This is a genomic window from Variovorax sp. PBL-H6 (assembly GCF_901827155.1).
Lineage (GTDB): Bacteria > Pseudomonadota > Gammaproteobacteria > Burkholderiales > Burkholderiaceae_C > Variovorax.
In genome coordinates, this window is sequence record NZ_LR594659.1 from 1,231,694 (window position 1) to 1,242,078 (window position 10,385).

At 67.1% G+C, this 10,385-nt stretch carries 11 protein-coding genes and 2 pseudogenes; 5 read left to right on the forward strand and 8 right to left on the reverse strand.

The window, feature by feature from the left end:
• Nucleotides 1–239 precede the first annotated feature (239 nt).
• Together G3W89_RS05880 and G3W89_RS05885 are read right to left on the reverse strand one after the other, a co-directional pair.
• On the reverse strand, nt 240–821 hold the full coding sequence (locus G3W89_RS05880; RefSeq protein WP_162573209.1) for a hypothetical protein: 582 nt from the start codon (nt 819–821) through the stop codon (nt 240–242).
• 163 nt (nt 822–984) lie between these two features.
• Nucleotides 985–1,224: a hypothetical protein gene (locus tag G3W89_RS05885; protein WP_162573210.1), complete on the reverse strand. Its 240-nt coding sequence runs from the start codon at nt 1,222–1,224 to the stop codon at nt 985–987.
• Nucleotides 1,225–1,842: 618 nt separating this feature from the next.
• Here G3W89_RS05885 and G3W89_RS05890 point away from each other — a divergent pair.
• Nucleotides 1,843–2,331, forward strand: a pseudogene (locus G3W89_RS05890) (hypothetical protein); the annotation flags it as partial.
• A 77-nt stretch (nt 2,332–2,408) separates the two neighbouring features.
• On the opposite strand, the gene G3W89_RS05895 reads toward G3W89_RS05890, so the two are convergent.
• Nucleotides 2,409–3,401 (reverse strand): GlxA family transcriptional regulator, encoded by a 993-nt coding sequence (locus tag G3W89_RS05895; RefSeq protein WP_162573211.1) that lies wholly within the window; start codon nt 3,399–3,401, stop codon nt 2,409–2,411.
• A gap of 38 nt (nt 3,402–3,439) precedes the next feature.
• On the opposite strand from G3W89_RS05895, the pseudogene G3W89_RS05900 reads away from it, so the two are divergent.
• Nucleotides 3,440–4,585 (forward strand): annotated as a pseudogene (locus tag G3W89_RS05900) (DJ-1/PfpI family protein); the annotation flags it as partial.
• Nucleotides 4,586–4,688: 103 nt separating this feature from the next.
• Here G3W89_RS05900 and G3W89_RS05905 read toward each other — a convergent pair.
• The 5 genes from G3W89_RS05905 to G3W89_RS05925 form a co-directional block, all read right to left on the reverse strand.
• Nucleotides 4,689–5,273 (reverse strand): SRPBCC family protein, encoded by a 585-nt coding sequence (locus G3W89_RS05905; RefSeq protein ID WP_162573213.1) that lies wholly within the window; start codon nt 5,271–5,273, stop codon nt 4,689–4,691.
• Entirely contained in the window at nt 5,258–5,992 is a 735-nt protein-coding gene (locus tag G3W89_RS05910) for a YceI family protein (RefSeq protein ID WP_162573214.1), read from the reverse strand. Before G3W89_RS05910 ends, G3W89_RS05905 begins: the two co-directional genes overlap by 16 nt.
• 191 nt (nt 5,993–6,183) lie before the next feature.
• On the reverse strand, nt 6,184–6,798 hold the full coding sequence (locus G3W89_RS05915) for a YceI family protein (protein ID WP_232076367.1): 615 nt from the start codon (nt 6,796–6,798) through the stop codon (nt 6,184–6,186).
• Complete coding sequence (locus tag G3W89_RS05920) at nt 6,795–7,388, reverse strand: cytochrome b (RefSeq protein WP_162573215.1); 594 nt, start codon at nt 7,386–7,388, stop codon at nt 6,795–6,797. Before G3W89_RS05920 ends, G3W89_RS05915 begins: the two co-directional genes overlap by 4 nt.
• Nucleotides 7,389–7,444: 56 nt before the next feature.
• Complete coding sequence (locus tag G3W89_RS05925; RefSeq protein WP_162573216.1) at nt 7,445–8,701, reverse strand: MFS transporter; 1,257 nt, start codon at nt 8,699–8,701, stop codon at nt 7,445–7,447.
• A 97-nt stretch (nt 8,702–8,798) separates the two neighbouring features.
• Here G3W89_RS05925 and G3W89_RS05930 point away from each other — a divergent pair, with 97 nt between their 5' ends.
• The 3 genes from G3W89_RS05930 (at nt 8,799) to G3W89_RS05940 (ending at nt 10,339) form a co-directional block, all read left to right on the forward strand.
• Nucleotides 8,799–9,788 (forward strand): LysR family transcriptional regulator, encoded by a 990-nt coding sequence (locus G3W89_RS05930; RefSeq protein WP_162573217.1) that lies wholly within the window; start codon nt 8,799–8,801, stop codon nt 9,786–9,788.
• Nucleotides 9,789–9,878: 90 nt separating this feature from the next.
• A complete protein-coding gene (locus G3W89_RS05935; RefSeq protein ID WP_162573218.1) occupies nt 9,879–10,076 on the forward strand; it encodes a hypothetical protein in 198 nt (65 codons plus the stop codon).
• Nucleotides 10,077–10,099: 23 nt separating this feature from the next.
• Nucleotides 10,100–10,339 carry a hypothetical protein gene (locus G3W89_RS05940; protein ID WP_162573219.1) on the forward strand — a complete coding sequence of 80 codons (240 nt, stop codon included), beginning with the start codon at nt 10,100–10,102 and terminating at the stop codon, nt 10,337–10,339.
• Nucleotides 10,340–10,385 lie beyond the last annotated feature (46 nt).

Genomic DNA, 10,385 nt, shown 5'->3' on the forward strand with positions numbered 1-10,385 from the left:
CAGTCCAATGCCAAAGGCTACGCCTCCCGTGATCGCGAGACTCTTTCCCAACTCTTCCGAGCCACTTGCAAAATCGATTGCTGATTTGAATTCTTTTAGCAAAAGATCAGCTTGATCCCCAATATCCTTGATCCTATTTAATCGCGATGCGATATCATCTGCAAAATTTCTCAAGGCACCAATGGCCTCGGGGCCGCCACGGACTGCTATAACTCCGCCTTCGAAATAGTAGTAGGCATTCATATTAACCTTCTCCTCATTAACCTAAAAATCAAGCGATTTGAACCCAACAGCAAAAAACCAGATGCGGCCCAAGAAGAAGTTAAGGTGGCAACAACCTGCGCAAACCAGCCCCCGACCTCTTTGTTGATAAAAAGCCTAAAGCTCGGCCCAAAGTCACCTGTCAAGCCTATATATAAGCTCATCAAACACAAAAATCCAAAAAGCAGATAAGGTAAATTTTTGGTTGCCTCGAAGGCAGCATTGACCGTCAATCCAAAGGAGTTGGTTGCCAATCTCCATTGATGATCACTAATCTTCCATGCATGTTCACTGGGAAATATCCAAACTCCACCAAGCTCCAACTTGGACAGCTCGCGTGCAGCTACATCTTTGAATGGACTAACTGGTACAAGGAAGGACTCTTCCTTCTTTATTCTCTTCATTAAAATGATCGAGGCAACAAAGGTCAAGAGAGCAACGCCAGCCATGGAAATAGCAATTAAATCCACGTTCTCAAATTGGCCCGCCAACAACAATGCTGCCGGGCCAAGACAGGATGTCATAATCAATAAATTAAGAATATAATTTGATTTATTCATAGTTCAAAAATGCAAAATTCTCCACCGAGGATGACTTGAGCGACGTCGCCCACATTGAACGAAGTCTGCCCTCAACAATCAATTCACTTGTTTCTGCAAACTCTTTTGTAGTCAGCGCTACGGTGGCTGCAAATCCACCATCTCGGCGCCAAGAGGACGCGGGTTATAAAAAGACATAACTCATCTTTTGATCCCAAGATAACAACCAAAGAAAATTGTCGCCAACAATAACCTTGAATTCCGCTTGCTCCAAAAATGTCCCAGATCCATGCAAAAAACTTGACCATCGCCCTCCTGCCGGACGTGAGAAAGGCGGATCGATGAAATAGTAAATCGCCATAATGGCGAAGCACGAGGCGAGTGTCAAATAAGCTGCGCGCTGATCGATTGGTGGATTTTCCATCTTCAAATTTCCATTCTTGGAGTTGATTTGCAGATTTGGTGTACAACATTAACCAGGAAGGCTGGGCTGATGCGACATGGACGTGTGCTGCATCTGGGCGTCGGCCTTTTGTGGACGGACGCAAGTCACGCATATGGTTTGCCTCAACGCGATTGGCGGCAACGCTTTGATCAACGACCATATGGACTCGAGCAGCAGGCGTGTCTTTAGGCACCCTGCAACCCAGCGTGAGCTGATGCGCTCTGCACTGATTCATCAATTTCCCTGAGACTTATTCTGATTGGCTGCGGTTATGCAGCCGAGACGGCTGTCAGCTCGCCTACGCCGCCGCGAGGCCCGCCACGTTATCGATTCACGCCCTTGAAATCAATAGGGGTCAAGCTGTTTATTCGAGACTTGTCAGAATTCATCAGATTCCGGCCCTGAATTTGGCGTCGGAGGGATCGGCGGCTTCCATCGTGGGACTCGCCGCAAGCGTTTCCGACCTTGCCGCCCGCGCTTGCCTCGCCGCAGGTCCGCCCGCTCGCGCGGGATGAGCGAAGCCAATCCGGCCGCGGCCGCGCTTTTCGCTACCAGCGCGATGAACGTGCAGTGGACCCGCCGCCCGCCGATCCGCCCATGACCGAGCCCGGCGCGCAACCGCCGGCGGCAGATCCGCCGCCCTGCGCCTCGGCGCTCGGCCGCACGCGCGGCGCCTGCACGAGATGTACCGCTCGGCCGGCTGGCCCTGCTGCGATGCGATCGAGGTCGAGCTGCTGGCGGCCGGCCTGTTGGAGCGCGTGCGCTGGCCGCAGGGCCACGAGACGCTGCGCGTGAGCGACGCCGGCATCACCCACATCGCGCGCAGCCTGGTCGTCAACCGGGCGGCACTCTCGCGGCCGAGGCGCTCGTCGAGCAGGTGGCGCGCGAGATGACGCGCGCCGGCCGGGCCGCGTGGCGCGGGCTGGGCCTGCGTGCGCGGCTACCCGGCGCGAACGAGGGCAACAAGCCGCGCTGGTGCATCGCGCGGCGCGACGTGTTCTCGATCCGCAACACGAGGCCTATGCGCAGCCCATCGTCGATCTGCTCGGCGATTTGCGCAAGCCCAATAAGCGCGCGACCTACCTTGTTTATTCGCGGCTTGTCTGAATTGATCAGATTCCCTGAAATTGGCGTCGAAGGGACCGGTGGAGCCCATCGTGTGACTAGGCGCCCTCGCGCCAGGCCTGCGGCGTCAAACCATGCTGCCGCGCGAAGGCACGCTGCAGCGCGTCCACCGAGCGGAAGCCGCTGCGGCTCGCGATCCGCTCCTGTGGCCAGCGCGTGCGCCGCAGCAACTGCGCGGCGGCGGCCACGCGGGTCTGCTCGACGAAGCGCGCCGGCGTGCAGCCGGTCTCGGCCACGAAGGCGCGTGCGAAATGCCGCGGACTCATCTTCACGCGAGCGGCCAGTGCCTCGACCGACAGCGCCTCCTGCGGATGCGTGCCGATCCACGCCAGCAGCTCGCGCAGACGATGGCTGGCCGCGGCCTGGGCCTGCAGCGTCGGGCTCAGCTGCGACTCGCCGGCGCCGCGCAGCATGGGCAGCGCCAGGGTGCGGGCAATCTCCATGGCCACGGCGTGGCCCAGGTCGTCCTCGACCAGCGCGAGCGCGAGCTCGATGCCGGTGGTGACGCCGGCCGAGGTCCACACCGGCCCGTCGCGCACGTAGATGCGCTCGCGCCGCACGCGCACCTGCGGCCAAAGCGCCTGCAGCTGGTCGCAGGCGCGCCAGTGCGTGGTGGCCTCGCGGCCATCGAGCAGGCCGGCCGCGGCGAGTGCGAAGGCGCCGCTGCACACGCTCGCGATGCGGCGGACCCGCGGCGCAATCTCCGCGAGCCAGTCCGAGATGCGCTGCTCGACGATCGCCCCGCGCACGCCCGGTTCGTCGCCGCCGGCCACGATGAGCGTATCGATCGCGCCAGGCAGTTGCCGCAATGGCCGCGTGGCGGCGAAGCTCAGCCCTCCGTTCGTCGACACGGTGCCGCCAGCCGGCGAGGCGATGTGCAGCCGGTAGTTGCCGGGGCGCAGCTGCTCGGCCTTGGTGAACACGCTGGCCGGGCCGGCGACGTCGATCGCCTCGACGCCGTCGAACGCGACCAGCACGATGTCGCTGGCAGAAAGCGCGGCTTCTTCGTCCTTGTGGGGCAGGGCGGGCATACGTAGGCTCAGGACATCGCAGTCAAGGAAGGGCAGCCATGTGGAAGTGGGTACGTGCGTGGGTCGGGGCAAGTATTGCAGCCTTGGGCGTGGCAGGCTGCGGCGCGGTCGCACCGCAGGTGCCAGCGCAGGACGACGCAGCCACGATCGCGCGCGACAAGCAAGCCTTCGTCGAAGCCTTGAAACCGCGTGGGCCGGGCCGGCCGGTGGTCGCGGTGCTCGCCTTGAACGAAGGTACGGAGATGACCGACCTGCTGCTGCCGCATGCGGTGCTCCAGCGCGCCGGCGTGGCCGAGGTGCGGATCGTGGCGCCGCGTGCCGGGCGAGTGAGCCTGTATCCCGCGCTGGAGGTCGAGGGCGCACAGGACATGGCCAGCTTCGACCGGATGCATCCCTCGGGTGCCGACTACGTGATCGTCCCCGCGATGCGCGCCGACGACGATCCCGCCGTGACGAACTGGCTGCAGCAGCAGGCGCGGCAGGGCGCACGCGTGATCGGCGTCTGCTCCGGCGCGCGCGTGGTGGGCCGGGCCGGCCTGCTCGAGGGTCGGCGCTTCGCGGGCCACTGGTATGACCGCAGCACGCTGCTGCGGCGACACCCCGGCGCCAGCTACGTGCCCAACCGGCGCTACGTGGTCGATCGCGGCGTTGCCACCACCACCGGCATCACCGCCTCGGTGCCGACCACTCTCGCGCTGGTGGAGGCGATCGGCGGGCGGGAGCGGGCCCAGGCCCTGGCGGCCGAACTCGGCGTCGCCGCCTGGGACCCGGTGCACGACAGCGCGCCCTTCAAGCTCGATGCAGGGCGGGCCTGGACTTATGTGGTGGACAAGGCCGCGTTCTGGCGCGACGAGCGATGGCGCGTCGAGGTGCAGGGCGGCAGCGACGACATCGCCCTGGCGCTGGCCGTGGACGCCTGGACGCGCACCGGCCGCGTGAGCGTGGAGGCCGCGTCGGCGTCGGGGCCGGTGCGGCTGAAGAGTGGCTTGTTGCTCGTCGCACAGCCTGCGGCCGGCGGGTCGCGGCGCGTGCCGCTTTCGCCGGCGCTCAAGCCGGCGCAGCAACTGGACCTCACGCTGTGCGAGATCGCGCAGCGCTACGGCGCCGTGCGGCGCGAACGGGTGATGCAGGAGATGGAGTACCCGCGGCCGGAGAGCGCCTGCGAACGCGCGACGCCGAAGGCATCTGCCCCCGCTGCGGAGGATCGGGCCGGCTCGGCGCATCGAGTTGCCCCGAGTGCGATGGCACCGGCACAGTGAGAGTCAGCGTCGGCGACGCCTGAGCCGTTCAGCGCGCCTCGCCGCGCACCGAGGGGTCGCGCCGCACGATCTCCCGCACCAGCGCACGGAACTGCCGGTCCATGGTGCTGCGCACCGCGATCCGGCTGATGAAGGGCGGCACCTGGAAACCGGGCACCAGCCGGCCGGAGTAGCTCAGGCGCACCTGGCCGCCGGACAGGCTTTCCACGGCGTAGCGTCCCTCCATCGACCGGAGATTGCCGCCGATGGCGTGCGCCACGATGCGGCCCGGCGGTGATTCGCTCACTGCCAGCCGGACCTCGATCGCCTGCCGGAAGAACAGGAAGCCGAACTCGCCGGTCTGCTCGACCAGCACCTCGTCGCCGTCGCGGCGGATCACGCGCGAGCTGCGCATGCCGGGAATGAATTCGGCCAGGCGGTCGTAGTCGGAAATCACGTCCCACACCGTGCGCGGGTCGACCTGCATGTCGGCCGCGGCGGTGACCGTGATCAGCTCGCCCTGGCTGTCGGTCTCGACGGTGATCCGGTCCACGCTTGCTGCGCACGCGTCGGCGAGCGGCAGGAGCAGCAGGAGGAAGAGGGCGGCGCTGCGCCGTCTCACTGCATCGGCCATGGGCTTGCCACGTCCCCCGTGCCGACCCTGCGGGCCTGGACGCTGAAACGCAGGCTCAGGCGATCCTGCACCTGAATCGCGCCGCCCAGGACCGAAAAGGGCACGATGCCGAATTCGGACTGGTCGAACTCAAGCGTGCCGGCCACGTTCAGCTCGCCGTTGGCCATGCCGATGCGGACCGGCAGATCGAAGCGGCGGCTCGTTCCGTGCAGCGTGACCTCGATGCCGAGTTGCGCGCCGGCCGTCATCGCCGCCGGGCCGCTCACCCGGATCAGCGCGAAGGGGAAGCGCTGCACCTCGAGCACCTTGTCGAGCATGTTGGCGCGCGTGGCGGCGATGTCGGCGTCGCTCGGCTGCGTGTCCAGCCCTGCCTCCGCGCGCAGCGCCGGCTCGTCGACCGAGAGCTCGGCCAGGGGCAGGTACAGGTCCGCGCGGCCGTCGTCGGTGGCGATCAGGCCTTGCACATGGCGGCTCGCGACGACGTGGTCGTGCCCCAGCCGCGCCAGCGATCCACCGCGGCGCACGGTGATGACGGCCAGCGAACGTGCGGTCTCGATGCGATAGACCGCCTTGCCCCGGGCCAGCGCCTGCGCGGAGAACGTGCTCGGAAATTCAATCGGTGCCGTGCGGCCCGCTGAGACGGACGCGCTCTCGCGCATTGGCGATCCGCACCCTGCGACGAGCACGACGAGGACGATGACGAGCAGGGCAAGGCCCATTCCAGAAACACCGCGGAACCGGCTTTGCCGGGCCGCTGGTGTTGCCCCCGGCAGGGGGTGGGCGGCTACACGAAGTGAGCCAACCTGGGGGGGAGCAACATCCCCACCGCGGAACCGGCTTTGCCGGGCCGCTGGTGTCGGAAGGGGGCCGGCGTAAGCGACACGAAGTGCGCGAAACCTGGGGGAGAGCGTCATTTCAGCAGGCGCACGCGGAACTTGATCGTCACGTCGGGGCCGATGACGTCGGTCGCCGCCCACTCGCCGGTGCCGATGCCGAAGGGCTGCCGCTTGACGGTGAACTCGCCCTGCATGCCCGCCGTGTCCGCTTCGCCGCTCCAGGTGAAAGGCACCTCGACGGCCTGCTGCACGCCCTTCAGCCTCAGCGTGCCGCGCGCGAGATAGCTGTTGCCCTGCACACGGCGAATCTCGGAGGCGCGGAACTCCGCCTGCGGATGGCGGGCGGCGTCGAACCACTCGGGACCGGCGATGGCCTTGTTGATGTCCGCGTTCGCCATGTCGGCGCTCGCGACGCCGATGCGGACCTCGAGGCGGCCGTCGGCGGGGCGCTCGGGGTCGAAGTCGAGCCGCACCTCGAAGTCCTTGAACGAACCCGGCGCCGGCGTCTTCTCGAAGGTTGCGGCGAAATCGAGCCGGCTTGCGGCCGGGTCCATCTTCCATTCGGCCGCAAAGGCGGGCGGCAGCGTGGCGCAGGCGAGCACCAGGGCGAGGCGGGCCAGGCGGGCGACTGGAGTCCCTTTGCCTTCGGCGACGGCGTTATTCGGCAGCGGAGCAGCCGTGCGGTTCACGAGGGGCGCCTCCGGGCCGGCAGCATCCGCATCAGCACCTCGTCGCGCAGGATGAAGTGGTGCCGCAGCGCCGCGCCGATGTGCACGGCGAGCAGGGCGGCCAAGGCGATGCCCAGCGAGAGATGAACGATTGCCGCGAGATCGGACGCCGCCTTGTCGGCGGCCGCGATCGCTGGCAGCGGCCATTGCCGGAAGATGCGGAACGGCATGCCCGAGGTGGACTGGATCACCCAGCCGCTGAGCGGCAGCGCGAGCATCAGCCCATACAGCAGCACGTGGCTGGCGCGCGCCGCGGTGCGTTCCCATGCCGGCATGTGCGCGGGCAAGGCGGGCGCAGCCGGTGCGGCGAGACGCCACGCCAGGCGCAGCAGCACCAGCGCAAGCACCAGGACCCCGATCGACTTGTGCCAGACGAAGAGATCCAGCTTGGTCGGCGAGAGCCGCCATGAGACCGCCAGCCAGCCCAGGGCGAACTGAACGAGGATCAGCAGCCCGATCAGCCAATGGAAGAACTTGATGCCGCCGCTCCATGCGGCGGGTGCCGGCCCTGCTTGCCGGCGGGCGTCGACGGGTCTGGGTTTCGGCCGCATCCCGTGCTTGTACCGGCTGTGCCGGTTGCGTACAAGAGGGCTGCAAGGCGTCGCTCTCAAGCGGGCTGTGCGCCCACCTGCCGCGCGGGCCAGAGCCGTACCGCCAAGGCCGCGACGGCCGAAGCGGTCGCCAACGCCGTGACGCCCATCCAGCCCCACCCGGCCAGCAGCAGGCTGCCCAGTGCCGCGCCGACCGCCATGCCGACGAACATGCCGATGAAGAGCACGGCGTTGAGCCGGCTGCGCGCGGCGGGTTCGATGCCGTAGATCAAGGTCTGGTGTGCGATCAGCGTCGCCTGGACGCCGAGGTCGAAGCCGATCGCGCAAAGCACCAGCAAGCCGAGGCGGGCGTGCGGCTGCAGCAGCGGCGACAGCGTCATCGCGGCGAAGGAGACGACGACCAGCCCCGCCCCCAGCCGTGTGACCCATTCCGGCCCGCGGCGGTCGGCGATGCGCCCGGCCAGCGGCGCCGCGAGCGCGCCGGCGGCGCCGGCCAGGCCGAAGGCGCCGGCGGCAGCAGCGCCCAGATGGAAGGGCGCGGCGTGCAGCATCACGGCAAGCGTCGACCAGAAGGCGCTGAAGCCGATCGCCAGCAGCCCCTGGGCCCATGCCGCGCGGCGCAGCGCCGGATGGCGCTTCCACAGCGCGGCCAACGAGCCCAGGAGTGCGCGGTAGGCCAACTGCGTCGTGGGCCGGAAGCGCGGCAGCCGCTGCCAGGCCGCCAACCCGATCATGGCGATGCTCGCCGCCGCCCCGAGGAACACCGCGCGCCAGCCGAAGTGCTCCGCCACGAAGCCGCTCGCCACCCGCGACAGCAGCACGCCCAGCAGCAGCCCGGTCATGACCGTGCCCACGGCGCGGCCGCGGTGCGCTTCGGGCGCGAGCGTGGCGGCGGCTGGCACGACGTCCTGCGCCAGCGTCGCGGACAGCCCGATGACCAGGCTCAGGACCAGCAACACGCCGATGGAAGGCGCGATCCCTGTCATCAGCAGCGCGGCGCCGAGCACGCCAGCCTTGATCAGGATGATGCGGCGCCGGTCGTAGCGGTCGCCGAGCGGCGCCAGCAGCCCGATGCCGAGCGCGTAACCGAGCTGCGTGAGTGTGGGGACGAGGCCGATCGCGCGATCGGAGGCGCCGATCTCTGCGGCGAGCACGCCGAGCATGGGCTGGCTGTAGTACAGCGATGCGACCGCCAGGCCGGCCATGGCGGCCAGCAGGAGGAGCAGCGATGCAGGCAGTGCCTTCGCCACGGCCGCTTGGGCCGGTGCCGGTACGGCCACCGGCGTTGCATGCGAACATTGAATGCCAGGCATGGAGTAAACCCTTGGAATTGCGTTGAAGACAGAGTCTGAGGGTTATGCTTCGCAAGCGGTAGCCGGAAAGGCTGAACAACCGATATACGTCGATCGCATGAACGAACCCGCTGCGCCCACGGGCACCACCGACCGCATCGCGCTGATGCAGACCTTCGTTCGCATCGTGGAGGCCGGCAGCCTGTCGGCCGCCGCAGCGCAGATGGGCGCGACCCAGCCCACCGTGAGCCGGCGTCTCCAGGCGTTGGAGCGCTCGCTGGGCGTGCGCTTGCTGCGTCGCTCGACCCACGCGATGAAGCTCACCGAGGACGGCGAACGCTGCTACGAACGCGCCAAGGAACTGCTGGCGAACTGGGAGGCCTTCGAGGCCGAGTTGCGCGGCGCCGGCGACGAAGCCGAGGGCAGCCTGCGCGTGATCGCGCCCCATGCCTTTGGCCAGCAGCAACTGGTCGAGCCGCTGGCGCGCTTCCTGCGGCGCTACCCGCGTGTCACCGTCGAATGGCTGCTGCACGACGACATGCAGGACTTCGTGGCGAATGGCGTCGACTGCGCCATCCAGGTGGGCGAGGTCCGCGATCCTTCGGTGGTGGCGCTCAAACTGGCGGAGGTGCCGCGCATCGTGATCGCCGCGCCTTCGGTGCTCGAGGGCCGGCCCCTACCCGCCCATCCCTCCGAACTGGCAAGCCTGCCCTGGCTGGCGCTGCGCACCTTCTACCGCAACGAGGTGACGCTCACGCATGCGGCGAGCGGCGAAACCCTGCGTTTCGCGATCCGGCCGCGCCTGAGCACCGACAGCTTGCTGGCCATGCGCAGCGCCGCGCTCGCGGGGCTGGGCGCGTGCGCCGCATCGGCCTGGCTACCGGTCGATGATCTGGTGCAGGGGCGCCTGCTCCATCTGGCACCCGAATGGCGCGCGGCGCCCTTGCCGGTCTACCTGGTCTACCCCCACGCGCGCTTCCAGCCGGCCCGGTTGCGCCGCTTCATCGAGGCAATGCGGGAGGCGATGCCCGCCATCTTCGGAATGGACGTGCCGGCGGGGGCAGGCAATCAGGCGCTTGCGGGGCGCGGTCCGCGCCCGCCTCTATAGCCGAACTGGGGCTTGCTGACAAGAGCTCCTCTGAAGGAGGCGCCATGCGGGCTTGCGCGCCAAACTCCCGCCCCGAGGACCCCAGCAGCCATGACGAAGAAGATCCAGCTCAATGATGAACAGTGGCGGACGCTCGAAGCGTTGCGCGATGCCCTCGCGAAGCGGCGCCCCACCCACACCATCAAGGTCTCCAGCCGTCTGCGTTCCAACGGGCTGGTCACGACCGACCACCAGGGCGCCTGCGTGCTGACCGACCAGGGGCTCAGCCGGTTGAACCAGGGGCGCTGAGCGCTCGACGGCTTTGGTCCTTCATGCAGCTGGCGTCGTGGAGCGACACCGAGCCTCGCTCTGACTACAACATCGGCACTACACGAACGATGATCGCGAGCAGCAGGGGCGGCACCTCGACCGAACTGGCAACAGGCTTCACGCTGTCACTAAGCGAATCGACCAGCCTCTATGGCGAAGTCGGGAAGTTGTGGGCTTCAGGCGGAGACACGCGCGTGAAGTCGCAGCTCAATGCCTCGGCGGGGTTACGGGTGCGCTGGTAGCCCGTTTTGTGAAGGCGCCGGGTGTACAAGCCGATGACGCGGCTAT

Bases quoted from the DNA above. Each gene is read 5' to 3' on its own strand.
- G3W89_RS05880 (WP_162573209.1), bottom strand. From the start codon at position 821: ATGAATAAATCAAATTATATTCTTAATTTATTGATTATGACATCCTGT.
- G3W89_RS05885 (WP_162573210.1), bottom strand. From the start codon at position 1,224: ATGGAAAATCCACCAATCGATCAGCGCGCAGCTTATTTGACACTCGCC.
- G3W89_RS05895 (WP_162573211.1), bottom strand. From the start codon at position 3,401: ATGCCCGCCCTGCCCCACAAGGACGAAGAAGCCGCGCTTTCTGCCAGC.
- G3W89_RS05905 (WP_162573213.1), bottom strand. From the start codon at position 5,273: ATGGCCGATGCAGTGAGACGGCGCAGCGCCGCCCTCTTCCTCCTGCTG.
- G3W89_RS05910 (WP_162573214.1), bottom strand. From the start codon at position 5,992: ATGGGCCTTGCCCTGCTCGTCATCGTCCTCGTCGTGCTCGTCGCAGGG.
- G3W89_RS05920 (WP_162573215.1), bottom strand. From the start codon at position 7,388: ATGCGGCCGAAACCCAGACCCGTCGACGCCCGCCGGCAAGCAGGGCCG.
- G3W89_RS05925 (WP_162573216.1), bottom strand. From the start codon at position 8,701: ATGCCTGGCATTCAATGTTCGCATGCAACGCCGGTGGCCGTACCGGCA.
- G3W89_RS05930 (WP_162573217.1), top strand. From the start codon at position 8,799: ATGAACGAACCCGCTGCGCCCACGGGCACCACCGACCGCATCGCGCTG.
- G3W89_RS05935 (WP_162573218.1), top strand. From the start codon at position 9,879: ATGACGAAGAAGATCCAGCTCAATGATGAACAGTGGCGGACGCTCGAA.
- G3W89_RS05940 (WP_162573219.1), top strand. From the start codon at position 10,100: ATGCAGCTGGCGTCGTGGAGCGACACCGAGCCTCGCTCTGACTACAAC.